Source organism: Citricoccus alkalitolerans, from assembly GCF_039528175.1.
In the GTDB taxonomy this organism is placed as follows: domain Bacteria; phylum Actinomycetota; class Actinomycetes; order Actinomycetales; family Micrococcaceae; genus Citricoccus; species Citricoccus alkalitolerans.
Genome location: NZ_BAAALH010000001.1, coordinates 538676 through 562680 on the forward strand (window position 1 = coordinate 538676; position 24005 = coordinate 562680).

23 protein-coding genes are annotated in these 24005 nt (G+C 68.6%); 16 read left to right on the plus strand and 7 right to left on the minus strand.

The window, feature by feature from the left end:
• Positions 1 to 3: 3 nt before the first annotated feature.
• Together ABD134_RS02405 and ABD134_RS02410 are read left to right on the plus strand one after the other, a co-directional pair.
• Positions 4 to 297 (plus strand): F0F1 ATP synthase subunit epsilon, encoded by a 294-nt coding sequence (locus tag ABD134_RS02405; protein WP_344226380.1) that lies wholly within the window; start codon positions 4 to 6, stop codon positions 295 to 297.
• A gap of 1 nt (position 298) precedes the next feature.
• The gene (locus tag ABD134_RS02410) at positions 299 to 757 is read left to right on the plus strand and encodes a DUF2550 family protein (RefSeq protein WP_344226382.1); all 459 of its coding nucleotides are present in this window, start codon (positions 299 to 301) and stop codon (positions 755 to 757) included.
• 98 nt (positions 758 to 855) lie between these two features.
• Here ABD134_RS02410 and ABD134_RS02415 read toward each other — a convergent pair whose 3' ends face one another.
• The gene (locus ABD134_RS02415) at positions 856 to 1815 is read right to left on the minus strand and encodes an N-acetylglucosamine-6-phosphate deacetylase (protein WP_344226384.1); all 960 of its coding nucleotides are present in this window, start codon (positions 1813 to 1815) and stop codon (positions 856 to 858) included.
• 184 nt (positions 1816 to 1999) lie between these two features.
• Positions 2000 to 2695 (minus strand): endonuclease NucS, encoded by a 696-nt coding sequence (gene nucS, locus ABD134_RS02420; protein ID WP_344226386.1) that lies wholly within the window; start codon positions 2693 to 2695, stop codon positions 2000 to 2002.
• 78 nt (positions 2696 to 2773) lie between these two features.
• Here nucS and ABD134_RS02425 point away from each other — a divergent pair, with 78 nt between their 5' ends.
• Positions 2774 to 3109, plus strand: coding sequence for a hypothetical protein (locus ABD134_RS02425; RefSeq protein ID WP_344226388.1), 336 nt, complete (start codon positions 2774 to 2776; stop codon positions 3107 to 3109).
• 38 nt (positions 3110 to 3147) lie between these two features.
• Here ABD134_RS02425 and ABD134_RS02430 read toward each other — a convergent pair whose 3' ends face one another.
• A complete protein-coding gene (locus tag ABD134_RS02430) occupies positions 3148 to 4482 on the minus strand; it encodes an AI-2E family transporter (protein ID WP_344226390.1) in 1335 nt (444 codons plus the stop codon).
• A 202-nt stretch (positions 4483 to 4684) separates the two neighbouring features.
• Between ABD134_RS02430 and ABD134_RS02435 the strand changes: the two genes are divergently transcribed.
• The 6 genes from ABD134_RS02435 to ABD134_RS02460 all read left to right on the plus strand — a co-directional run bounded on the left by ABD134_RS02435 (position 4685) and on the right by ABD134_RS02460 (position 12642).
• Positions 4685 to 6529 (plus strand): DUF8094 domain-containing protein, encoded by a 1845-nt coding sequence (locus ABD134_RS02435; protein ID WP_344226392.1) that lies wholly within the window; start codon positions 4685 to 4687, stop codon positions 6527 to 6529.
• 98 nt (positions 6530 to 6627) lie between these two features.
• Entirely contained in the window at positions 6628 to 7632 is a 1005-nt protein-coding gene (locus ABD134_RS02440) for a co-chaperone YbbN (RefSeq protein WP_344226394.1), read from the plus strand.
• A gap of 112 nt (positions 7633 to 7744) precedes the next feature.
• On the plus strand, positions 7745 to 8563 hold the full coding sequence (locus tag ABD134_RS02445) for an ABC transporter ATP-binding protein (RefSeq protein ID WP_344226396.1): 819 nt from the start codon (positions 7745 to 7747) through the stop codon (positions 8561 to 8563).
• Complete coding sequence (locus tag ABD134_RS02450; RefSeq protein ID WP_344226398.1) at positions 8548 to 10125, plus strand: hypothetical protein; 1578 nt, start codon at positions 8548 to 8550, stop codon at positions 10123 to 10125. Before ABD134_RS02445 ends, ABD134_RS02450 begins: the two co-directional genes overlap by 16 nt.
• 56 nt (positions 10126 to 10181) lie before the next feature.
• The gene (locus ABD134_RS02455) at positions 10182 to 10556 is read left to right on the plus strand and encodes a DUF3039 domain-containing protein (RefSeq protein ID WP_344226400.1); all 375 of its coding nucleotides are present in this window, start codon (positions 10182 to 10184) and stop codon (positions 10554 to 10556) included.
• Between the two features lie 241 nt (positions 10557 to 10797).
• A complete protein-coding gene (locus ABD134_RS02460; protein WP_344226402.1) occupies positions 10798 to 12642 on the plus strand; it encodes a DEAD/DEAH box helicase in 1845 nt (614 codons plus the stop codon).
• A gap of 21 nt (positions 12643 to 12663) precedes the next feature.
• Here the strand turns inward: ABD134_RS02460 and ABD134_RS02465 are convergent, their stop codons facing one another.
• Both ABD134_RS02465 and ABD134_RS02470 read right to left on the minus strand, forming a co-directional pair.
• Positions 12664 to 13335: an isochorismatase family protein gene (locus ABD134_RS02465; protein ID WP_344226404.1), complete on the minus strand. Its 672-nt coding sequence runs from the start codon at positions 13333 to 13335 to the stop codon at positions 12664 to 12666.
• Between the two features lie 54 nt (positions 13336 to 13389).
• Entirely contained in the window at positions 13390 to 14718 is a 1329-nt protein-coding gene (locus tag ABD134_RS02470) for a nicotinate phosphoribosyltransferase (protein WP_344227621.1), read from the minus strand.
• A gap of 222 nt (positions 14719 to 14940) precedes the next feature.
• Between ABD134_RS02470 and clpS the strand changes: the two genes are divergently transcribed.
• The 7 genes from clpS to ABD134_RS02505 all read left to right on the plus strand — a co-directional run bounded on the left by clpS (position 14941) and on the right by ABD134_RS02505 (position 20749).
• Positions 14941 to 15234 carry an ATP-dependent Clp protease adapter ClpS gene (gene clpS / locus ABD134_RS02475; protein WP_378108481.1) on the plus strand — a complete coding sequence of 98 codons (294 nt, stop codon included), beginning with the start codon at positions 14941 to 14943 and terminating at the stop codon, positions 15232 to 15234.
• On the plus strand, positions 15234 to 15959 hold the full coding sequence (locus ABD134_RS02480; RefSeq protein WP_344226408.1) for a DUF2017 family protein: 726 nt from the start codon (positions 15234 to 15236) through the stop codon (positions 15957 to 15959). The genes clpS and ABD134_RS02480 overlap by 1 nt, the downstream gene beginning before the upstream one ends.
• Positions 15960 to 16048: 89 nt before the next feature.
• Positions 16049 to 17125 carry a glutamate racemase gene (gene murI / locus ABD134_RS02485; RefSeq protein ID WP_344226410.1) on the plus strand — a complete coding sequence of 359 codons (1077 nt, stop codon included), beginning with the start codon at positions 16049 to 16051 and terminating at the stop codon, positions 17123 to 17125.
• Positions 17122 to 17943 carry an MBL fold metallo-hydrolase gene (locus ABD134_RS02490; protein WP_344226412.1) on the plus strand — a complete coding sequence of 274 codons (822 nt, stop codon included), beginning with the start codon at positions 17122 to 17124 and terminating at the stop codon, positions 17941 to 17943. Before murI ends, ABD134_RS02490 begins: the two co-directional genes overlap by 4 nt.
• 105 nt (positions 17944 to 18048) lie before the next feature.
• Positions 18049 to 18846, plus strand: a complete 798-nt coding sequence (gene rph / locus ABD134_RS02495; protein WP_344226414.1) for a ribonuclease PH — start codon at positions 18049 to 18051, stop codon at positions 18844 to 18846.
• Complete coding sequence (gene rdgB / locus ABD134_RS02500; protein WP_344226416.1) at positions 18843 to 19514, plus strand: RdgB/HAM1 family non-canonical purine NTP pyrophosphatase; 672 nt, start codon at positions 18843 to 18845, stop codon at positions 19512 to 19514. Before rph ends, rdgB begins: the two co-directional genes overlap by 4 nt.
• A complete protein-coding gene (locus tag ABD134_RS02505) occupies positions 19514 to 20749 on the plus strand; it encodes a 3'-5' exonuclease (protein ID WP_344226418.1) in 1236 nt (411 codons plus the stop codon). Before rdgB ends, ABD134_RS02505 begins: the two co-directional genes overlap by 1 nt.
• A 131-nt stretch (positions 20750 to 20880) precedes the next feature.
• Here ABD134_RS02505 and ABD134_RS02510 read toward each other — a convergent pair whose 3' ends face one another.
• Together ABD134_RS02510 and ABD134_RS02515 are read right to left on the minus strand one after the other, a co-directional pair.
• Positions 20881 to 22698, minus strand: coding sequence for an HNH endonuclease signature motif containing protein (locus ABD134_RS02510; RefSeq protein WP_344226420.1), 1818 nt, complete (start codon positions 22696 to 22698; stop codon positions 20881 to 20883).
• 299 nt (positions 22699 to 22997) lie between these two features.
• Positions 22998 to 23945 carry a LysR family transcriptional regulator gene (locus ABD134_RS02515; RefSeq protein WP_344226422.1) on the minus strand — a complete coding sequence of 316 codons (948 nt, stop codon included), beginning with the start codon at positions 23943 to 23945 and terminating at the stop codon, positions 22998 to 23000.
• Positions 23946 to 24005: the final 60 nt, after the last annotated feature.

Sequence of the window (24005 nt, forward strand, 5' to 3'; positions counted from 1 at the left end):
CGCATGGCTGAGTACGAACTCGAAGTTGAGATCGTCGCCGAGGACCGCTTCGTGTGGTCCGGGCCGGCGCAGGCGGTCAGCGCCCGGACCGCAGAGGGCGAGATCGGCATCCTGCCGGGTCACACCCCGCTGCTGGCCGTGCTGGGCGACGGCGACGTCGTGGTCCAGCAGACCAACGGTCAGACCCTCACAGCACATGCCGAGGGCGGGTTCTTCTCTGTGGACAACGACCGCGTCGTGATCGTGGCCGGGGCAGCGTCCCTCGACGGCGACTCCGCCGAGCAGGGCGCAGCCTGAGGTGACGCCTGGGTGGTCCGCACTGATCGCAGCGGTGCTGGCTGCCCTGGTGGCGGCCGTCCTGGTCATCGCCTTCATGGTCTACTGGCGTTGGCGCACCCTGGTTCGCACCCCCGGGACCTTCACCGCTCGCATCCGCGCGGCAGGTGAGGGCACCGGGGGCGTCCGCGTCATCGGACGGTACGATGAATCGGGTCTCGACCTCATGACGGTGGCGTCGGTGGATCCGCGGCCCCGTTGGTCAGCGGCCCGGCACGTGTTGCGCCTGCACCGCGAGGGGACGGTCCGCCAGGACGGCTCCGTGGTGGTGCGCGTGGATGGCGGACCGGCCCCGGTCGACCTGCTCATCCAGGCCGACGCCTGCGCTGGCCTCTCGGCCTGGATCGAGTCCGGTCCGGCGGTGGGCTTCGGCACCTGGCGGGAGCTCCCGCCGCGGGGCTACCGGGGCCGGGCCCATTAGGACACGTCACGCCATCCATCAGATGACAACAGCATCTCAGCAGGCACCCCGGCACGTCCCGGGGTGCCTGCTGCTTTAAAGAGTGCCGTCAGTGCGGCTCAAGGGCCTGGCGTGCCCGGAGGGACGACGACGGCCGGCGGGCCGGGGGCGATCGTGCCGGTCTCGGCGTCCCATTCCCACTCCACCCATCCCGAGGCGCGGCGTGCGGGCGGCAGGGTGAGGGCCGGCGTCGTGCTCACGGCCGGGACCGCGAGCTCCGGCGGAACGCCCCACGCCAGCAGGTGCCGCAGCGCACCGTCCAGCGCCACGGCACCCGAGGCCATGGTCGTCTGACCCACCACTCGGGGTGCGGTGGCGCTCCCGTTCCCGGTGGTCTGGATGGCGACCGCGCCCAGCGTGTGGGCACCCGCGGGTGCCTCGGTGGCCGCGGAGGCGTCCGAGACCACGCAGACCGCACCCGGAGCGAGCCGCAAAACGTCCAGGACGACGCCGGGGTCCACATGCAGGCCGTCAGCCACCAGCTCGAGCCGGAGGTCTCCGCGGGCCGCGGCACGTAGGGCCGCCGGCACCGGCCCCGGGGCGCGGTGATGGAATCCGGGCATGGCGTTGAACAGGTGGGTGACGGCCGGGTGCCCGCGCTGGCCTGTGCCGCCGAAACCCGGCGTCGGCATCTCGGCCCACCGCTGCAATGCGGTCGTGAACTCGGCCTCCGTGGCGTCGGTGTGGCCGGGGGATGGCAGGATGCCTGCGGCGAACAGGGTGCGCTCCACCCACTCCGCGCCATCGAGTTCGGGTGCATAGGTCATGGCCACGATCGCTTGGGCGTCCGGGCCGGCGTGGTTGCGTCGTCCGGCCTGCACCAGGGATTCCAACAGTCGGCGTGACCGGTCCGAGCCCGGCTCCAGGACGTCCTCGGCGGATTGGGCCCCGCAGCGGTGGGGGGAGAGGAACGGCCCCTCCAGGTGGAGGCCCGCCAGGGTGCCCTCGCAGACCAGCGGGGCGAGTCGGCGGACGGCGGCCAGCAGATCCAGGGCGGGCAGGGTGGGGAGTGAGGCCACAACGCGGGTTACGCCCCGCCGGGACAGCTCTCGGAGTGCGTCTCGGACGTCGCGCACGGGCGCCGTGGCGAAGTCCGCGCCGGCCAGTCCATGGCAGTGCTGGTCGACGAGCCCGGGCGTGATGAGTCGGCCGGTACGCCGTCCGGAGGCCGGGCTGTGTTGGACAGCCGGGTCAGGCGCCGGGTCAGAAGAGCCGGGACTCGGCATCGTCCACGCCACGCATGGCGTCATAGTCCAGGGTGAGGCAGCGGATGCCCCGGTCCTCGGCGAGGGTGCGGGCCTGCGGCTTGATCTGTTGTGCCGCGTAGACGCCCTGGACCGGAGCCAGCAGCGGATCGCGGTTCATCAGCTCGAGGTAGCGGGTGAGCTGCTCCACGCCGTCGATGTCCCCGCGGCGCTTGAGCTCCACGGCCACCGATCCGCCGGTGGCATCCCGGGCGAGGATGTCCACGGGCCCGATGGCGGTCATGTACTCGCGGCGTACCAGCGTGTGACCGTCGCCGAGCAACTCGATCTGCTCGGCCAACAGCCGTTGCAGGTCGGACTCGACGCCGTCCTTGACCAGTCCTGGATCCACACCGAGCTCGTGGGACGAGTCATGCATGATCTCGAAGAGGTGCACGATCAGACGGTCGTCCGACTTCATGGCCTGCACCGTCCAGACCTGGACCACACCCTCGGCGGCCAGCTCCTCGGTGGGTTCGGCAGTGCGCAGGGTCGCCGGCGGGCTCATCCAGTTCAGCGGCTTGTAGGAGCCGCCGTCCGAATGCACCAGCACGGAGCCGTCGGCCTTGACCAGGAGGAGGCGGGTCGCCTGGGGCAGGTGGGCGCGCAAACGCCCCTCGTAGTTGACGGAACACCGGGCTATTACCAAACGCACATAGGGGAGTCTAGCGGTCCGGGGGACGGGGCCGTGAAAGGCCGGGCTCTGAAGGAGGGGCTGTGGAAGGATGGTGACGTGCCACGTTCGAACCGCCCCCGCCGCTCCCGGCCCTCCCGGGGCCAGGCGCCGGCCCCTGGCCGTCAGGACCGCTTGGATGCCCTCCTGGGCCTGGATCCCGGGTACCGGCAGGAACAGGGGCACGACGGCGGCTGGCACGTCCGTCAGATCGCCGCCTGGCGGGCGGTGAAGGACTACACCTGCCCCGGTTGTGGCCGGACCATCCCGCCTGGGTTGGCGCACCTGGTGGCCTGGCGTAGCGACTCGATCTTCGGTGACGAGGCGGCCGGCGCGGACCGTCGTCATTGGCACCAGCCCTGCTGGTCTAATCGCCGGCAGGACGGACTCTACTGACGGGCTGTCTACCGACGGATGCCGTACTGACAGGCTGGCTAGATCCGGTCCTGCCGGGGGATCAGCACTTCCTTGACCACCAGCATGACGGCCGCCGCGAGCGGGATGGCCATGAGGGCGCCCAGCACTCCGAGGAGGGCGGCCCCGGCTATCACGGCGATCACGGCGACGGAACCCGGTACAGCCACGGCCTTGCTCATCACGCGTGGGGAGACGAAGTAGGCCTCGACCTGGAGGTAGATGAAGTAGATCGCGGCGAAGATCAGCGCCTGCTGCCACCCGCCGGTCAGGGCCACGAGGGTCAGGATGATGCCGCCCGTCATGGCGCCCACGAGGGGAACGAAGGCCATCAGTCCGGCGAAGAAGGCCAGGAGCGCCCCGAACGGGATCCCCGCGATGGAGATGGCGATGAAGGCGACCAGACCGTTGAGCCCCGCCACGACCGACTGGCCGATGACGTAGTGGCCCACGGAGGAGGTGATCTCCTCGCCGAGGTACTCCACCCGGGGGCGCCGGGTGCTCGGGGCCAACCGGTAGGCCCAGAACTTCATGGCCGGCAGGGTGGCGAGGAAGTACAGGGTCAGCACCAGCACGATCAGCACGGAGAACCCGGTGTTGACGATGGCAGTGCCCACCCCGAAGAGTCCGCCGAAGACGGCTGTGACGTTGGACGAGTCGCCGATGAACTTCTCCAGTTCCGTCACGGCGATGTCCCGGATGCCGAACTCGTTGTCCAGGTCGTGGAAGAACTGTGATTCCAGGAAGTCGGAGACCGTGGCCGGCAGGCCGTTGACGAAACCCGTGGTCTGCTCGACCACCGTGGGGATGAGCAGGGAGAAGAAGAGCGTCAGGATCGCGGCCAGCAGCAGCACGGCCGCAGCCACGCCCACCCCTCGGGGAGCACCCCACGACTCGATGCGCCGCACCACGGGGTCCAGCCCGAGGGAGATGAACAGAGCCGCGCCGATCCACACGAGCAACTGGGTGTTGGCGGAGATGATCCCATACAGCAGGAAGGCGAGGCCCACGCCGAACGTGAACAGGAAGCCGGTCTGGACCGGATGGGCCCATTGGACCAGTCGGACGCCGTGGGACGGGCCGGCGGCGTCGGCGGCACGAACAGCGGGCCCCGTATCCGCCTCGCTCTCCGCGGCAGGAGGTGAGGTGGCTACCGGACGGAGCTCGAATCGGGGACGGGGCCGTGCACCGGGAAGCCGGCGCCTGGCCCACCACCGTCGGAGGAGGCCGGAGTGCGGCGTCGCAGCCGAGGCGTCGGCGGCTGCGGGGGTACCGGAGACGGTCCCGGCCGGGCTGCCGGAGGCGGCCTCGGGGACGGAATCGGAAGCCGCTTGGGGGGAGTCGTGGTCCTGCACAAGCCACAGGTTACGTCACCGGCAGGAGTCGCGGGACGACCTGCGTCGTTATCATTTGGTGACCTTCTCGGTATACTAGGGTGCCGAGGTGCGGCAGGGTCCTGCCCCACACCATGAGCACCAATGGCACCGCCACACACACCCCCCGAATCACAGACAGGTTGACCGCGTGCGAGTTGTTTCCGGAATAGTAGCCCTGATATTGGGCCTTGCCGCCATCTTCGGCGCCGCCGGCCTGCAGACGATCTGGGCCCCTCCGGCGACGCTCACGGCCACGACGGACCAGTCCTCCGTCGATGCCGCGCCGGAGGCTCCCCTGACGGTCATCACCGGTGGAATCAATGAGGTCGCGGAGGACCCGGTGGACTACACGCTCACCGGTGACGGTGACTACACGGTCATGCTCGGCCAGACCCGGGACATCGAGGCGTGGATCGGCGATGCCGCCCACAACACCGTCACCGGGGTCGAGACCGAGGTCCCGAACGGCCAGGACCCGCGCGTGGTGGTGGAGCACACCGAGGGCGAGGCCACGGTTCCCGACCCCGCCGGTTCCGATCTGTGGGTGGACACCCAGGAGGCCAGCGGCACGATCGACCAGCGGTGGTCCGTGCCGTCCGAGGGGGACTGGTCCCTGTTGGTCGCCGCCGACGGCACCGAACCCGCACCGGCCGAGATGACGGTGAGCTGGACCAACACCCTCGGTGACAGCCCGTGGATCATCCCGCTGGCCATCATCGGCGGCCTGCTGGTCCTCGCCGGACTGGCTCTGCTGGTGTGGGCGTTCGTGATCCGTCGCCGCTCGGCTCCGGACAACACTGGAAACAATCACGACGGCGGCGCCGGTGGCGCCAGTGCTGGCTCCCCGAACGTGCGAGAGGAGTCTTCCTCGACCACGCCGCACACCGACGGCAGGGGCCAGGTCTCCCGCACGCAGGCGCCTCGAAACCAGACTGCCCGAACCCAGACTGCCCGAACCCAGACTGCCCGAATCCAGACTCCCCGGGCGCGGTTCGCCGGCCTCCTGGCCGGATCTCTGGCGCTGGCGGGGGTCCTGGGAGCGGGCCCGGCGAGCGCGCAGGGCACTCAGAGTGCTCCGGCCAGCGACGCGCCGCAGGCCCCGGACCAGACGTCGGCTGACGAGGGCGACGAGTACCCGATCCTGACCGACAGCCAGTTGGAGCGCATCCTCGGCGAAATCGAGTCGGTTGTGGCCGAGGGTGATGAGGGGCAGGATTCCGAGGTCCTCAAGTCCCGCGTGGCCGACCCCCAGCTGTCCATGCGGCGCGCCAATTACGCCAATGTCCAGGTCTCGGACGATGTACGGGCGGCGGAGCCGGTGGCGGCTGCACCCCTTCGGTCCGTGCTGGCACCGGCCGACCCCGCGTTCCCTCGTACTGTCACCGCGGTGACCCAGGGCGAGGCCAACGCCACCCCGCAGCTGCTGATGCTGCGGCAGGATTCCGCGAGGACGCAGTACCGGCTGGTGACCGCAGCGTCCATGATCCCGGCGGCCAGGCTGCCGGCCAGCGACCTGTCCAACACCGAGGTCGAGATGGTCGCGGAGGACGACGGCAGTGGCCTGGTCATGTCGCCCGCCACTGCCGTGGACGGGCTGGCCCGGTACCTGAATGTGCCGGACCACTCCTTCGGCGACCAGTTCGCGCACAACAGCATGGTGGACGGCATCCACAACTACCAGGCCAGCATCGAGGAGGAGGCCCCCGATGCCCGCCTGTCCCTCCTCCGTGAATCCATTCCGGGGACGACGACCACGATGCGTTTGACTGATGGCTCCGCCCTGGTGATCGGCCTCCTGGATGCCCGGATGACCATTGCCCCGCGTGAGGAGGGAGCCACGGTGATGGTGGACGAGGTGGCTGCCGCCCTGGCGGGCGAGGACAGCACTGAAAGCGACTCGCCGGTGGAGATGACGTACCGTGAGGTGGTGGCCCTGCGCATCCCGGCCGAGGGTGCCACCGGAGACGAGGCCAAGGTCTCCATGGCGGCTCTGACGGACGAGTTGCAGTCCGTCACTTACGAGTGACGGACGGCCGGACCGCACAGTGTGGGCCGGATCGTCGTCGACCCGGCACACGCTCAAGTTCCTGATCTAGCTCTCGATCCATTCAAGGAGTGCCCGGAATGTCCCAGCAGCCCCCAGCCATGCCGACCCACCTGCGCGGGGCCCTCGATCTGTCCGCGCTCAAGCGGCCGGCGGGCCAACCCGGGCAACCCGTACAGCCAGTGCGACCCGGACAAGCTGGCCAGCCAGCACCCGAGGGAGCGCCGGCAGGAAGCTGGGTCCTGGACAACGCCACCCAGGGTGACCTGCAGCAGTTGATCCAGCTCTCCTCCCGCGTGCCGGTCCTCGTCCACCTGGCAGCGCCCTCGAACGCCGCGAGCCAGCAGATCGATGATCTCGTGGCCCCGGCCGTGGACGCACGGGGTGGTCAGCTGATCCTGGCCAGAGTGGATGCCGAGGCCGATCCGCAGGTCCTACAGGTCTTCGGGCTGGCCGCCGGGCCAGCCGTCGTCGCCGTCCTGGCCGGTCAGCCGATCCCCGTCTTGAACCAGGCGGTTCCCGCCGACCAGCTCGAGCAGCTCCTGGACGAGCTGCTCGCCGCCGCGGCCCAGAACGGTGTCTCCGGCACCGTGCCTCCGCTGGCCCCGGCTCGCGAGTACGGCCAGGGTGCCGGTGGGACCGCCGGCAACGATGCTCCGGCCGCTCCGCCGCTGCCGCCGCTACATCAGGAAGCTCAGGACGCGCTCGAAGCCGGTCGGTACGAGGCTGCCGAGGAGGCCTACCGCAGGGCCCTGGCCGAGAATCCTGCCGATACCGAGGCCAAGGTAGGGCTGTCCCGCGCGGGCCTGTTCGCGCGGACGGCGGCCATGGACGCGAACGCCGTGCGGGAACGCGGTGCCACCGAGCCGGACGAGGCCCAGGCCCAGATCGACGTGGCCGACCTCGACGTGCTCGGCGGTCACGTGGAGGACGCCTTCAACCGGCTGGTCCGCTTCATCGCCGGACACCCTGGACAGGAACGGAACACCGTCCGCGAGCACCTCGTGGACCTCTACACCGTGGTCGGTGATCAGGACCCGCGCACGTCCGCGTCCCGCAAGGCGCTGGCCATGGCGCTGTTCTAGGCACTCCTTTCAAGACACCGGCCGCACGGGGCCTCTCTCCTGACTTAAGTCATGGCCGTCCAGGCCATGGCGCTGTCGTGGTCAGCGCCCTGCCCTTGCTAGCGTCAGGGGTATGAGCAATCCTGAGAGCTCCCTGTCCGCGCCGTTCCCGCCACAACAGCCCGGTGCCGTGCCGGATCCGGACACGGCGCTGGCCATCCGTGGCCTGGCCAAGCGCTTCGGGGAGAAGATCGCCGTCAACGGCATTTCCCTGGATGTCCCCGCGGGCTCGTTCTACGGACTGGTCGGACCGAACGGCGCCGGCAAGACCACCGCCATGTCCATGGCCACCGGACTGCTGCGTCCGGACCACGGACAGGTCTGGATCCACGGCACGGATGTCTGGGCCGATCCCCTGACCGCCAAACGGCGCATGGGCGTGCTCGCTGACGGTGTGCGCCTCTTCGACCGGCTCACCGGCGAACAGCTCGTCACCTACTCGGGTCTCCTGCGCGGGCTGGACCGGGACACGGTGGCCGAGCGCACCGCCGATCTCCTGAGGGTCATGGACCTTACGGGGGACGCCGGCAAGCTCGTGGTGGACTACTCGGCCGGCATGACCAAGAAGGTCGCGCTGGCCTCGGCCATGATCCATGCCCCGAAGGTCCTGGTCCTGGACGAGCCCTTCGAGGCGGTGGACCCGGTCTCCGCCGCCAACATCCGTGACATCCTGGCGCAGTTCGTACAGTCGGGCGGAACGGTGATCGTCTCCAGTCACGTCATGGACCTCGTCCAGCGAATGTGTGACCACGTGGCCATCATCGCCCAGGGCAATCTGCTGGCGGCCGGGACCGTGGACGAGGTCCGGGACGGACAGAGCCTCGAAGATCGATTCGTTGATCTCGTGGGCGGCCGCTCGACCGGTGAGGGGTTGTCATGGTTGCGCACCTGATCCGCATGAAGTTGGCCATCACGGTCAACGGGTGGAAGAAGAGCACCGGACAGCTGGTGCTGGCCATCCTGCTGATGGCGTACCTCGCCTTCGTCCTGGTGATGTTGGGCGTCGGGGCCTCGTTCATGCCCGAACTCGAGACGGATGCCCGGGGCGCCATCCTCACGCTGGTGGGAGCCGTCGCCGTGGTTGGCTGGATCATCATCCCCGTGTTCTTCACCGGTGTCGACCTGACCCTGGACCCGGCGAACTTCGCGACCTTCGGGATCCCGTCCCGTCAGCTGGTCCTGGGGCTGGCCATGGCCGGACTCGCCACGATCCCCGGCGCGGCCACCCTCATCGGCTTCCTGCTGTCAACGCTCGCGTGGCGGGATCAGGCCGGCGCGATGCTGTTGGCGGTGCCGACCACCATCCTCGGTGCCATCTTCTGCATCTGCATCTCCTACGCGGTGACCGGGCTGCTGGCCGGGATCACCGGACAGCGGCGTATCCGCGAGATCATGTCCATCGTCGCGTTCATCCCCCTGATGCTGGCCGGTGTGATCCTCACCGGCATCGTCGAGTCCGTCGAGGCTGCCCTGGAGCAGCTGCCCGGCCTGGCAGCCATCATCGCCTGGACCCCACTCGGCTCCTTCACCGGCGCCCCCTGGGCGCTGGCCGAAGGACGCCCACTCGAGGCCCTGGCCCAGGCCATGCTGTGCCTGATGTGGGTGGCCGGTGCCCTGTGGCTCTGGCAACTGGCCGTGAACCGCAGTTATGCGCAAGTGCGCGGGTCTGGTCCCGCGAGCTCGAAGACCAAGACCGGACTGGGCCTGCTGGGTGTGTTCCCGGGGACGCCGGCCGGAGCCATCGCCGCCCGCTCGCTGATCTATTGGCTCAAGGACCCCCGCTACTCGGCCTCCCTCGTGGTGCTGCCGCTGCTGCTGGTGCTCTTCTGGTTCCTCGGCTACCAGTCCGGTGAGTACGTCATGATCCTGTTGATGGGCCCCATCACCGGCTTCATGCTCGGCTACTCCATCTCCGCGGACATCAGCTACGACGGTTCGGCCTTCGCCCAGCACGTGACCGCCGGTGTCTCCGGCCGGGACGATCGCGTCGGCCGGATCGGCTCCCTGCTGGCGTGGGGGATTCCCGTGACGCTGCTGTTCACCGTCGCCACCGTGTGGATGGCCGGCCAATGGTGGCTGTTGCCCGGGCTGATCGGCGTCGGGATCGGCGCCCTGTTGACCGGGGCCGGCGTCTCCGCCCTGGTCTCAGCCCGGTTCATCTACCCGGTGCCGCCACCAGGCGCCAGTCCGTTCGCCACGCCTGAAGGCGGTGGCATGCGCATGATGCTCATCTCCCTCGGCGCCATGGTCGTGGTCGGTGGGCTCTGCCTGCCCGGCCTGATCCTCTACGTTGTAGCCCTGGCGACCGGCACCATGCTGCTGATGTGGATCACCCTCGTGGTGGGCCTCGGGTTGGGTGTGTTCCTGTTGTGGCTGGGCATCCGGCTCGGCGCGAAGTGGTTCGACCGCTCACAGGCAGAGACCTACCAGTCAGTGCTGGCCGCCACCGGCTGAGTCCCCTGCCCGCGGACTTGCCTCCACCCGGGTGCCGGGGCGGTAGACTGGTGGACATGAGTTTGCCTGCCGATCCTGACCCCCATCAGCCTGGCGCCCCGGGGGCTCCCGGCGGTCCCAGCAGCGGCGGAGCCGCGGTCCTCGACCGCCAGGAGCAGCTGCAGGAGGCCGAGCCGGGCGATCACGAGCGCTTCGCCCACTATGTCCGCAAGGAGAAGATCATGGAGTCCGCCGTCACCGGCGATCCCGTGGTAGCCCTGTGTGGCAAGGTGTGGACCCCGGGCCGGGACCCGGAGCGGTTCCCCGTCTGCCCGGAGTGCAAAGAGATCTACGACGGCCTGAAGGCCCCCAAGGACGGCAACTCCGGCGGGGAATCCGGCATGGGAGGATCCGGTGGGGGACGGCGCGGCTGGTTCGGTGGCCGCGGCTGAGCCGCGGTCTCTCCTGGCCTGACCGCTTGACTGTTCCGCCGTGACCTCCGTTGCCTTCCGCAACCTTTGAAGCCGTTTGACACCTTTTGACACCCGACTTTCCTGACCGCGCTCACGTGACGGACCGCGCCAGACCCGGCCGGCCGGCGTCGTGCCGATGGTTCCCTGATCACGCGGTCCCGGATCGTTCCACGCATGACGATGTGCACGCCCACGCCCGCAAGGAGGCCTCCGAAGATCCGTGTCTGATCCTGTGACTGATGCCGCGCCCGGCGCCCTGTTCCACATCGGCGACGACCTCCCGCCGGCCCTGCCGGAGCGGGCTGCCTGGGGTACCGCCCAGAAGCTCCGCCAATGGCAGCAGGAGGCCCTGGAACTGTACTTCTCCAAGCAGCCGCAGGACTTCATGGCGGTCGCCACCCCCGGCGCCGGCAAGACCACGTTCGCCCTGCGCGTGGCCAAGATGCTGCTGGAGGCCGGGACCGTCACGCGCATCGCCGTCGTCGCGCCGACGGAGCACCTCAAGCGCCAGTGGGCGGATTCGGCGGCCCGCATCGGCGTCGCGATCGATCCCCATTTCAAGAATTCGGACGGACGGCACGGAGACGAGTACATCGGCGTAGCGCTGACGTACGCCCAGGTCGCATCGAAACCCATCCTGCACCGCAACCGTACGGAGAACGCCCGAACCCTGGTGATCCTGGACGAGATCCACCATGGTGGCGACGCTCTGAGCTGGGGTGACGGCATCCGTGAGGCCTTCGAGCCCGCCACGCGGCGCCTGTCCCTGACCGGTACCCCGTTCCGTTCCGACACGGCGACCATCCCGTTCGTCGAGTACGTGGAATACGACGACGGCATCCGCCGCTCGAAGTCCGACTACACCTACGGCTATGGTCCGGCCCTGCGCGACCACGTGGTGCGCCCGGTGATCTTCATGGCGTACTCCGGCCAGATGCGCTGGAAGACCAGCACGGGCGACATCATGGAGGCTCAGCTCGGCGAGGCCGCCACCAAGGACATCACGGCCCAGGCCTGGCGGACGGCGCTCAACCCGGAGGGGGAGTGGATTCCCTCGGTCCTGGCGGCCGCGGATCGCCGCCTCACGGAGGTGCGGCGCAATGTGCCCGACGCCGGCGCGCTCGTCATCGCGACCGACCACGAGGATGCGCGGGCGTACGCCGAGCAACTCCGGCGGATCACCGGTGAGGAGATCACCGTGGTGCTCTCGGACGACAAGGGGGCCTCGGACAAGATCGAGGAGTTCTCGGCTGGGACCCAGCGGTGGATGGTCGCCGTGCGCATGGTGTCCGAAGGCGTCGACGTGCCGCGGCTCTGCGTGGGCGTATATGCCACGTCCACGTCCACTCCGCTGTTCTTCGCCCAGGCCGTCGGCCGCTTCGTGCGTTCCCGCAAGCGCGGGGAGACCGCCAGTGTCTTCCTGCCTTCGGTGCCGCAGCTGATGCTGCTGGCCAACGAGATGGAGGCCGAGCGGGACCACGCCCTGGACCGGCCCGAGTCCGCGGCCGGGGTGGACGGGCTTGAGGATCTGTCCCTGTCTCCGGAAGAGGACCTTCTGGCGGCGGCCAACCGGCAGGAGCGGGCCTCGGACTCCCTGACGAAGTCCGAATTCAAGGCCTTGGAATCCCAGGCGTCCTTCGACAAGGTCCTGTTCGACGGCTCCGAGTTCGGCACCGGAGGGGCGGTCGGTTCCGAGGACGAGCTGGACTTCCTCGGCATCCCGGGACTCCTGGACGCCGAACAGGTGGGAGAGCTGTTGCGCCAGCGCCAGGCCGATCAACTCAAGCGCCGGCCCCAGACCAGCGGGAACGCGGGATCGGGCCAGGCTCACCACGGCGCTGGTCCGGGGGCCGATCAGGTGGTGGACCACCGCCGTCTCAAGCAGATGAGGTCGGAGCTGTCCAAGAGCGTCTCGGCCTGGTCCGCACGGTCCGGGACCCCGCACGGGATGATCCACAACCGTCTCCGCGAGATCAGCGGTGGGCCGGCTGTGCCCCAGGCAACGGCCGACCAGCTGGAGACCCGGCTGAAGACCCTCCAGGGCTGGTTCGTCGGACGGAAGTGACCCCGGAGCGAGGACGCAGGGCTAGTCTGCCGTGCCGCCCCACGTCTGCAGCACTGCGCCGTTCTCCTCCATGAGTTCCAGGGCCTCCTCGGACCGTTCCGGGTCTACGCCCGTCACGAGGTCGGTGAACACGGAGGTGTCATAGCCGGCGTCGATGGCGTCCAGCACGGTGGCGCGGACGCAGTGGTCGGTGGCGATGCCGACCACGGTGACGGAGTTGATGCCCTCGGCCCGCAGCCAGTCGTCCAGACCCGGGGCGTCCTCCTCGACGGCCGTGGCAGCTGCCGCGGTGGCGCCGAAGGGACCGGACGTGCCCTCGGGGGCACCGGAGCGCACCATATCCGGAACGCCGAGCTGCCCGTCGAAGCCGGAGTACGAGGCATCGAAGCGGCCCTTGAGGAACTGGGCGTCGATGAACTCGGTGTCCAGCTCGGGATGCAGTTCAGCGCCGCCGGTTCCGGCGACGCAGTGCACGGGCCAGGTCTCGGTGTAGTCCGGCTCTGTGCCCTCGTCGGCGAAGTGGGGACCCGGATCCACGTGCCAGTCGCGGGTGGCGACCACCGCGGCGTAATCTTGGGCGTGCTCGTCCAGGAAGGCCGTGATCCGGCCGGCCACCTGGGCGCCGCCGTCGACGCCGAGGCTGCCGCCCTCACAGAAGTCGTTTTGCACATCCACGATGACCAAGGCGCGCATGGTGAAGTTCTTTCCTGTTCTGACGCGGGGGTGAAGCGGTGGTGGGAGAGGCCCTCAGGCCTCGTTGAACACGGTCGGGATGACCGGTTCGCCGGGCTGCAGTCTACGCACAGCGGCGGGCAATTCCGCACGGGAGGCCCGGTGCCGGTCTGCGGCCCGCGTGACGGCGGCCGGTCCGGTCCAGCCGGGTTGGAGTTCGCCATCGCGGACGAAGGCATGCTGTAGCGGGCGGTCGTCGGCCTGCGCCTCGGCCCGCTGGTTGACCCCGAGCAGTTCGGCGGTGGCACGCCCCGACTCGTCGAGCCGGCGGACCGCGTGCTTGCGGCCGCCCAGCGAGCCCTTGCCGGAGGAGGCCTTGGCCACATCGATCCATTCGCCGTCGCCGTCCTGACGGCTGACCAACTTGTAGACCATGGACGCCGTGGGGGCGCCCGAGCCGGTGACCAGCCGAGTGCCTACGCCGTAGGAGTCCACCGGCGCCGACTGCAGGTGGGCGATGGCGTACTCGTCCAGGTCCGAGGTCACCATGATGCCGGTCTCGTGGTTGCCGAGGTCATTGAGCAGGGAGCGCACCCAATGCGCCTGCTCCACCAGATCGCCTGAATCCAGCCTCACATTGCGCAATTCCCGCCCGGCCACCTCGACGGCCGTGCGGACGCCGGACTCCACGTCGAAGGTGTCCACGAGCAGGGTGGTGTCCTTGCCCAGCGAGGCCACTTGGGCCTCGAACGCCTCGCGTTCGGAATCGTGCAACAGGGTGAAGGAGTGGGCAGCGGTGCCGACCGTCTCCAGGCCGTAGCGGATACCGGCGGCGAGGTTGGAGGTGGAGGCGAAGCCGGCGATGACGGCGGCCCGGGCCGCGGCGACGGCGGACTCCTCATTGATCCGCCGCGAGCCCATCTCGATGCAGGGGCGACCGTAGGCGGCGGAGGTCATGCGCGAGGCAGCCGACGCCACCGCGGAGTCGTAGTTGAGCACGGAGAGCAGGTAGGTCTCGAGGATGCAGGCCTCGGCGAAGGTCGACTCGACCTGGAGGAGCGGTGAATAGGGGAAGTACGCCTCGCCTTCGGCGTAGCCGTAGATGCTGCCGGAGAACCGGAAATCGGCCAGCCACTGCAGGGTGGTGTCATTGACCACCCGGTGGTCGGAGAGGAAATCGAGTTCCTCGGCGCCGAAGCGAAAGGTGGCCAGTCCCTCGAGTAGGCGCCCGGTCCCCGCCACCACGCCGTAGCGGCGACCCTCGGCCAGACGGCGGGAGAAGACCTCGAACAGGCTGCGGCGGTGAGCTGCCCCTGACTGGAGGGCAGCCTCCAGCATGGTGAGTTCATAATGGTCCGTGAACAGGGACGTCGGGAGCAGCCAACCGGCAGGGCCGGTGGAAATCTGGTCGGTCACGACTGACACCCTACAACTCTTGACTCTGCTTGGACGCCGGATGTGGGACGCCGGACGCCGGGTGCCGTCCGCCGTAGAATGGCTGCCATGTTCTTGACCCTCAGTTCTCCTGGCAGTTCCCCAGGCACCCGGGATGGCTCTCCCCGCGGTTCTCACCAGGACCGTCCCCGTGATCTCCCGGGCGGACGGCCCGGGACCGGAACAGACGTCTTGGAGCGGGAGGAGACCTCGGCCGGGACCGTTGAGCGCACCGCCGCTGACCGGCCCTGGCAGGTGGTCGTGTGGAATGACCCCGTCAACCTCATGAGCTACGTCTCGTACGTGTTCCGTACCTATTTCGGCTTCAGCCGCGCCAAGGCTGACACCCTCATGCTCCAGGTCCATCAGGAGGGCAGGGCGATCGTCTCCGCCGGCGGCCGGGAGGAATCCGAGCGCCATGTCCAGGCCATGCACGGTTATGGGTTGTGGGCCACCCTCCAGCACGAGCCGGGCGAGGGAGCCTGATGGCCCGTGCCTTCAAGAGCACGCCGAAGGGGTTCGTCGCCGACCTGGAGAAGGCCGAGCGGCGCCTGCTGCGGACCCTGTTCAAGGACGTGATCCAACTGCTGGACGTGGAGCGGGACTCCTTGCACTCGGCGCCCCCCGGTTCCGCGGCCACTTCCGCCTCAGCGCCAACCGAGACCGCTTCCACTTCCACATCCTCCTCCGACCCGTTCTGGGACATCGTCTCGGAATTGGGGCCTCTGGGAGCGGACGATGCCGGGGGCGGCGAGTCAGCCGGCGTCGGGAATCCGGTGGGTGCTGGCGAGAGCACTCCGGTGCGGGAGGCACCCCGGGACGAGGCGCTCGCGCGGCTGCTGCCGCCCGGGGTGCACGGAGACACCCCTGCAGAGCAGGCCGCCGCCGACGAGTTCCGGGCCCTGACCGAGGATGGCGTCCGCCGGTCCAAGACGGCCGATCTCCAACGGGCGGTGGCGGCCCTGCAAGTCAATCCCGTGGTCCTGGACGAAGAGCACGCCATCTCCTTCAGCCGCGCCCTCAATGACGTGCGGCTGGTGCTCTCGGCCCGGCTGGGCATCGACTCGGACGAGGACGCCGAACGGGTGCACGCAGTGGACGACTGGTCCGCCGCCAGAGACGTCGAGTCCTACATGGCGTTGTTGTACAACTTCACCACGTGGCTGCTCGAGACCTTGATGCTGGCCCTGTCCACCCGGCTTCCCGACTGAATCGTGCTTGACTGCAGACTGGAGGATCTACACCTGGTGGATCTACATCTGCTGGCACGACACCTGCTGACCGAAGGACCGACTCGACCATGACCAACATGCCCGTGCCGACGGCCCCCATCGGCGTCTTCGACTCCGGGGTCGGCGGGTTGACGGTCGCCCGCGCCATCATCGATCAGCTGCCCGGCGAACAGATCGCTTACGTGGGGGATACCGCCAAGGGCCCCTACGGGCCGAGGGCCATCGCCCAGGTGCGCGCCTTCGCGCTCGGCATCATGGATGAGTTGGTCGACGCCGGCGTGAAAGTCCTGGTCATCGCCTGTAATTCCGCTTCGGCCGCCGTGCTGCGCGATGCCCGGGAACGGTACACCGCCCGGTACGGGATTCCCGTGGTGGAGGTCATCCAGCCAGCCGTGCGCCGTGCGGTCGCCGCTACGCGCAGCGGGCGGATCGGGGTCATCGGGACCGAGGCCACGGTGAGCTCGCGGGCCTACGAGGACACCTTCGCCGCCGCGCCGCAGCTGGAGATCACCTCGGTGGCCTGCCCGCGGTTCGTCGAATTCGTGGAGGCTGGCATCACCACCGGGCCGGAGCTGCTGGCCACCGCGGAGCGGTACCTGGCCCCGCTCCAGGAGGCAGGCGTGGACACCTTGGTGCTGGGGTGCACCCATTATCCGCTGCTGACGGGCGTGATCTCGCTGGTGATGGGGGAGTCCGTCACGCTGGTCTCCTCTGCGGAGGAGACGGCCAAGGACGTGTACCGGGCGCTGGTCCGGCACGGTCTGGAGAGTCCAGCGGGTGATCCGGCGGACGGTGCAGTGGGCCGCGCAGTGGAACAACCCGGTCATCGGTTCATGGCGACCGGCGATCCGCAGTACTTCGAGACGCTGGCCCGTCGCTTCCTCGGGCCCGAGGTCGGCGTCGTGCAGCAGGTCGACCACATCTCCGAGCGCTATCCGACCGGAGTGCTGGCCCGGATCACCCCGGAGATGCTCTCGGCGGCCCAGGGCGCGAACGGCCAGGACGCAACCAGACAGGGCGCGAACGGCCATGGCGTAGACGGACAGTACAGTGGTCCCAACGCAGGATCCCCCTTGCCGGCCTCGAGCCTGTTGAGCTCGGGTCACTGGGGGATCGCCACGGACGAAAGGCCGGACGCAGGGTGAAGCTCACGATCATCGGGGCCTCAGGATCGTTTCCCGGTCCGGGCTCGCCGGCCTCGTGTTACCTCGTGACGGCTGACGGTCCGGATCCGGATGGCGCCCCCGGCAGTCGGAAGACCTGGCGGATCCTGATGGACCTCGGCAACGGCGCCCTGGGCACGTTGCAGCGCTACATGGCCTTGGACGACATCGACGCGGTGCTGCTCACGCACCTGCACCCGGACCACTGCATGGACCTCTGCGGACTGCACGTGGCCATCCGTTGGAATCCGTACGGCTGGAAGGGCATCCACGTTCCCGTGTACGGTCCTGAAGCCACCGCGGATCGCATGGCGACGGCCTACGGACTCGATCCGGACCCGGGCATGCACCCCGATTTCGACTTCCACCACTGGCAGGCGAATGTCCCTGTGACCGTCGGGCCCTTCACCATCACGCCGGTTCCGGTGCGCCACCCCATCGACGAGGCGTACGCGCTGCGCCTGGAGACCACCGAACCCGGCCCGGACGGGGAGCCGGTACACCGGGTGCTGACCTACTCCGGGGACACGGACACCTGCGACGGCCTGGTCGAGGCTGCCCGCGACGCCGACCTGTTCCTCTGCGAGGCCGCTTTCCAGGAGGGCCGCGACGACGGCATCGACGGCGTACACCTCACCGGCCGGCGTGCCGGGCAGATGGCCACCGACGCCGGCGCCCGCCGACTGCTGCTGACCCACCTTCCGGTGTGGACCGATCCGCTGGCCGCGTCCATTGAGGCAAGGGAGACCTATGCGGGCGACCTCGCCGTCGCGGTCTCCGGGGTCACCTACCGGGTCTAGGCCGCGTCGGCGTCTCCGGCATACCTGCAGTGTCCGCGGCGGCCGGAACCTCCGAAGTGCCGAAGCCCCGATTAACTCGTCCGGGCCCTCGGTAGGATGGCGGTCATGACCTCATCGACTTCCGGAGCTTCCGCCCTGCCCGAAAACAGCACCACCGGCGCCTCACCCACGGCGGTCCGCCAGGACGGGCGTGCCGTCAACGAACTGCGTCCCATCAGCATCACCCGCGGCTGGTCCCGCCAAGCCGAGGGCTCTGCACTGATCGAATTCGGCAACACGCGCGTGCTGTGCACCGCCTCTTTCACCCAGGGCGTCCCACGCTGGCTCAAAGGCGAGGGAACCGGCTGGGTCACTGCGGAGTACGCCATGCTGCCGCGCGCCACGAACACCCGCTCCCAGCGTGAATCCGTCAAGGGCAAGATCGGTGGCCGGACCCATGAGATCTCTCGCCTCATCGGCCGCTCGCTGCGTGCCATCATCGATCTCAAGGCCTTGGGCGAGAACACCATCGTGTTGGATTGTGACGTCCTGGAGGCCGACGGCGGCACCCGCACAGCCTCGGTCACCGGCGCCTACGTCGCGCTCGCCGAGGCGATCGCCTGGGCCAAGGGACAGGGAGTCATCCCGGCGTCGGTCCAGCCGCTGAAGGACTCCGTCGCCGCCGTGTCCGTCGGCATCATCGACGGTGTCCCCATGTTGGATCTGCCGTACGTCGAGGATGTCCGCGCCGAGACGGACATGAATGTGGTGGTCACCGGATCGGGTGATTTCGTGGAGGTTCAGGGCACCGCCGAAGGAGCCCCGTTCAACCGTTCCGAACTCGACTCCCTGCTCGACCTGGCCGTGGCCGGGTCCGCCGAGCTGGCCATCATCCAGCGCGAGACCCTGGCCGGCGAGCGGTGAGCGGCCGGGCAAGCGTCGCATCCGAGCCCCGGCTGGTGCTGGCCACGCGCAACCATGGCAAACTGCGCGAACTGCGTGAACTGCTCCGTGGACAGGTGCCCGGACTGGACGTCGACACCCAGGTCGTCGACGCTGCATCCCAGGGCGCCCCCGATGTGGTGGAGGACGGTGTCACTTTCGAGGAGAATTCCCTCAAGAAAGCCCATGCCGTCGCCCGGCACACCGGGCTGGTGGCTGTGGCCGACGACTCCGGCCTGTCCGTGGAGGTCCTCGGGGGCGCCCCCGGGATCTTCTCCGCCCGATGGGCCGGACGCCACGGGGATGATGCCGCCAACCTGCAGTTGCTCCTGGACCAGATGTCCGACGTGAAGCCCGAACACCGTAACGCTGCGTTCGTCTGTGCTGCCGCAGTGGCCGCGCCGGCCGGCGAGGAGCATGTCGAACTCGGCTTCCTGGCCGGTACCCTGCTGACGGCGCCGCGGGGCGCTGGTGGATTCGGATATGACCCGATCCTGCAGCCGCACGGCATGCACGTCTCCGTGGCGGAACTTGATCCTGAGGTGAAGAACTCCATCAGCCACCGTGGCACGGCCTTCCGGCAGCTGCTCCCCGAACTGGTGCGGATGCTGGCAGGGCTAGATGATGACGTGTCCGGCGGAGGGCGCTGATGGCGCTCGACTTCACGGCGCTGGACTTCGAGACGGCCAACGGCTTCCGCGGTTCGCCATGTTCCGTGGGACTCGTGCGGGTCCGCAACGGCCAGCCGGTGGAACGGGCGTATTGGTTGATGAGGCCGCCGGCAGGCTTCGACCGGTTCGATGCCCGGAACGTGGGGATCCATGGCATCACGGCGGCGCACGTGGCCAGCGCCCCGCGATTCGCCGAGGTGTTCGGGGACATGGCGGACTTCATCGGGTCCGATCCTCTTGTGGCCCACAACGCGGGATTCGACCTCGGAGTCATCGAATCAGCTCTGGAGGTCTCCGGCCGTGACATCCCGCGTTTTGACTATGCTTGCTCCCTGGTGATGGCGCGGCGCACCTATGAGCTGCCATCCTACGCACTACCCGTGGCCGCCGTGGAGGCTGGGCATCCACTCGCGAACCACCACGATGCCCTCGCCGATGCTGAGGCCTGCGCCTGGATCATGATCGACGTGCTCGAGCGGCGGACGGCAGACCGGCAGCGGCCTGGACAGCAGGCCGGACAGCAGAGGGTTGGCGGACTGCTGGTGGAGAGGCACGTCTCGTCACCGGATCCGGTTGTTGCCGAGCGAATCGCCGGCGGTGGAGAGTCCCGTCCACTGGGTACGACTGGCACGAATCGAGCTGTCCAATCGTCCACCGGGGCGTCCACCGGGCTGCTCGAAGCGGGACTGGCCGAGATCCTGGCCCTCGATGGAGTGCGATTGCGACAGCTGGAGGCCCGCAGGGCCGGAACCAAGCCGGAGTCACGTGCCACCCGGCAGGCGCGCGGGCTCGGGCCCGTCTTCGATTCCACAGTGGTGCTGCCGCACGCTGAACGGATGCCTGACTTGATGCACTGGCCGGATGAGGGGATCAACCCCGAGCCTGCCGCTGACGCAGATCCTGCTCATCCGCTGTACGGACACACCGTGGTGTTCACGGGCAATCTGGGCATGCCTCGGCAGGAGGCCAAGACCAGGGCGGCCGCGTGGGGCGCGCGGACGGGCAGTCGGGTCAATGCGCAGACCACCATATTGGTCGTCGGAGATGGCTTCCGGGTTGAGGACCTCGGCACGGCAACGCGCGGCGGGGCGATCGGGCACCGCAAGACGCGGGACGCACTGGCCCGCCGTCAGCAGGGCCAACAGGTGGAACTCGTCTCTGAACCGGAGTTCCTGCAGATGCTGGACGGCAACTGGCCCGACGCCGCAGTATAGGCAATCTGCCGGCCATGCAGCCCCGTTGCCACCAGCCCCGTTGCCACCAGCCCCGTTGTCACCAGCCCCGGAGTCCTGCGGCTGCTCAGCGCCGGTCACGCGCCCTGACTCATCGCTTCGGACCGATCCATCTAGGCCCGCCAGTACCGGTTGCGCTGGGGCGTCCTGAACGGGTCCAGATAGAGTGCAGGGACGAACCAGGGGGCGCCGTCGTCTTCGATGCTGATGCTCCAAGAACCGCTGTGGACCGCGTGATGATGCCGGCTGCAGAGCAACACCCCGTTGTCCACGCTCGTCGCGCCGCCGTGGGTCCACCACTGAATGTGGTGAACCTCGCACCACGGCGCGGGCATCGTGCAGCCTGGTGACGCGCATCCGCCGTCGCGGGCCGTGATGGCCCGGCGGAGCCGATGGGGAAAGAGCCGTTGTGTGCGCCCCACGTCCAGGACCTGCCCAGCGCCGCCCATGACTACGGGCAAGATGTCTGCGTCACAGGCGAGGGTGCGGATGGTGCTGGGACTGATGGGGCCGGTGAACGCCGCCTCCGATCTGAAGGTGCCCACGTCGAGAGCGGTGACGGGAAGGACATCAGCCTTGTCGGTTTCGAAACTCGGTGGGCGTGGAGGTCCTGTAGACGTGGACGCCGTCGAGGTTCTGTCCGGGGAAGCCTGGCCGCGTACGACCTGACCGATGAGTGTCTCGTAGTCGATGGTCACCATGACCAGAGGACGGTTCCCGCCGGACGACGGCAGGCCGTTGTCTTCGACCAATGCCAATGCGCCCATGAGGGCAGAAGTCAGGCCGTCCAATTGGCGCTGGTGACGGGAGCGGCGGTCGACGGACACGACGCCAGCATCTGGCCAGAGCCCTGTTCCAATCGAGAAATCCGGGACAGGTTCCTGCGTGGGCGACGTCGAGCTGTGGGTGGCCTCGCCACCGCCCTGAGCACCAGTGTTCTGCGCGCCAGCCTGGACTCTTTCGTCGTACATACCTTCTATCTGAGCGCGCGGATTGGTCGCGGCTCCGGCGATGGTGCTGAGGACCTCGTGCTGGAGGTCGTTCGCGGCGATCTTCCACAGGTGGAAGCCCCGTCGTCTGCCTCGGTAGGAAAGCCCCTGCTGGACGGAGGGGACGGCGTCGGAAGGTTCTGCCCCATCCGGGTTGAGCGCGTGTTGCGCCCACTGACGCCAGCGGGCGCAGGCGTGGCGCATCAACTCCGGGTCCAGGACGGTGGCCTGGGCCGTCAGGGTCTCCTCGCCCCGGGACAGCCAATCCGCTGCCAAGGAGGGGTCCGCGCTGGCCGCCTCTGCATCCCTTCTCGTCTGGTCCAGGGTCGTGGAGATCAGGTCGAGAGTGCACGGGTCGAGATGCCCTCGCAGGAAGGCCTCTGCCAGGACGGGGTAGGCGGCACTGCGCTGGTGGCCGCTGATCTCAGGTACTGGCGGCTGGACCCGCTGGGCACGATGGATGCGTTTGCGTGCCTCCGGCCGGGAGATCCGCAAGGTCTTCACCATCCAGTCCGGGGCATCCCGAAACGGCTTGGCCCCACCGGGAATGCCGAGCATCGGCTCCCGGAGGGAGCCCTCATCCATGGCCTGGGCGGCATGACCGGCCAATGACGTATGTACAGCAGTCAGAAGACGGCCCAGATCTTCAACCCTACGGTGGATGACGGGTAACGAACCGGACGCGAAGGTCTCTGGTGCTGCCACGAAGTCGCGTCCGTGGGGGGACTCTCCCGGGACAATCGGTGTGAGCGAGATCAGCCCCGACCAGTCTTGGTCAGGAGGTGGAGGGACCACGCGGTCGAAGGCATCGACCGTGGTGGGGCCGGAGAGCCGCTCGGCCAGTAGCTCCAAGGCGTGGCGAGCGACATCAAGGACCTCCGGAGTGGCCCACTCGGCCAATTCGTCCAGGCCATGCGCGGGCGCCTTCTCTTCAGCTGTCATGACTGCGCCCTCCTTCCGTCTGTCGTCGCCCTAGCGCAGCCTTGGCGGCCCTGGGGACCCTGGCGGTCCTATTGGCCTGTCCGATGTGAACGCCACCTTCGAGCCTCCGACCCTTCGTGCTAGTACATATATTCGATCACGGGCAAGGGACGAGATAAGCACTCTCCACCGGAATGTGGACGGCTGAGGGAAAAACCCATGGTGTGAAGTACTGCGTCGGACGAAGCAGACGAAGCGGACGCAGTGGGTGGTGATGATAGTGAGAACAGTGAAATCAGGACTCAGGACCCCGCAGCGGCTCAGGACTCCGCAGCGGGCTCGGATGAGACCGGGGCTGAACCCATCGCCAGTCCCTTCTCGGCCGCGGCCGTGCGGATCGCGTTGATGACGAGTTCAAGCGATGGACGGCGTGTGGGGGAGGCCCGATAGGCGATGGAGACCGTCCTCATCACCGGTTCCTCCAAGGCGATGATGTCCACTCCGTCTGGGATCAGCTCCAGCGCGAGATCGGACACCAGTGTCACCCCGAGCCCGCCTGCGGCCATGGCCAGGGCTGTCGGCTGTTCGGCGACCGTGTGGACGATCCTCGGGTCGAAGCCCTTCTGACGGCAGGCGATGCGGACCGCAAGGCCGAAGTGGTCGCTCTCCCGGGCCAGAATCCACGGATAGTCGGCCAGCTGCGCCAGCCGCACCGTCCCGGAGGGGATCATCCCGGCGGGCACGGCGGCGTGGAGCCGCTCCACGGCGATGATCGTCCGGGTCAGGTTGGGTTCCCAGGCCACCGGCGTCACCGAGTAGTCGATGACGAAGGAGAAATCCAAGGTGCCGTCCTTGACCGCTCCCGCCGTCTGCTCGGGATCCAACTCCACGGTGCGGACCTCGATTCCGGGATACCGCACCGCCAGACTGGACAAGGCCTGCGGCACGAGACTGGACGCCACGGACGCCCAGACTCCCGCGGTGAGGCGCGCCGTCACCCCGTTCTGAGCCTGCTCCAGGGCCATTGTCGCCCGGTCCACTGAGCCGAGGATCTGCTCGGCATGCTCGGCGAGGACGAGCCCCAGATTGGTGAGCAGCAGCCGGCGACCGTGCCGCTCCACGAGCCGGGCGCCGACGTCGCGCTCCAGCTGGGCCAACTGCTGGGAGACGCCGGAAGGGCTGTAGTGCAGGGCGGCCGCCACGGCGGTCACGGTGCCGCGAAGATGCAACTCCCGCAGCATCCTCAGCCGACGCAACGACAACTCCATGCGCGTCAGCATAGGGGTGGGCCTCTATCGCGGGGGATACCTTGTAGTCCCAGTACACGG